At 76.6% G+C, this 431-nt stretch carries 1 protein-coding gene; it reads left to right on the top strand.

The genetic code is table 11. The annotated features are described in order from the left end of the window. Positions 1 to 431 (top strand): hypothetical protein (locus GT042_RS12560; RefSeq protein ID WP_161308785.1); only part of this gene is annotated, 431 nt, incomplete at both ends.

The following is a 431-nucleotide window of genomic DNA, read 5'->3' as shown; positions in this document are numbered from 1 at the left end:
GGAGCCGGTGGAGCCGGTGGAGCCGGTGGAGTCCGCGGTACGGGACGCGCGGACCGGGATCGCCTATCCGGCGCCCGTCCAGATCAACATGACCCCGGTCTCCGCCGACGACCTGACGGGCGCCCTGGACACCACCGGCACCACGGAAGACCCCGGCTGGTCCGTGTCCTCCTGGCGCCCCGCCGGATCCCCCGACCGGGCGCGGTTCGAGAGCCTGTACCGGGACCGCGAGTGGCGCCACCGCAGTGTGGCCCTGGAGTTCGCGTTCGCCGGGCTGATGAGCCAGGTCCCCTCGGTCACCGAGTCGGCCCGGGCCGGCGTGTTCCGCCTGTACGAAGGGCTGGCCGCCCGCCACGGCGAGGCGGCGGCGCGGCGCGCCTTCTTCGCCCCGGACGCGGTCCCCGCCGACCCCGCCGCCGCGCTGGAGCGGC

It is taken from the genome of Streptomyces sp. SID3212 (assembly GCF_009865405.1).
Lineage (GTDB): Bacteria > Actinomycetota > Actinomycetes > Streptomycetales > Streptomycetaceae > Streptomyces.
The sequence above is the reverse complement of the archived record's forward strand: the minus strand, read 5'-3'. Positions and strand labels throughout refer to the sequence as shown.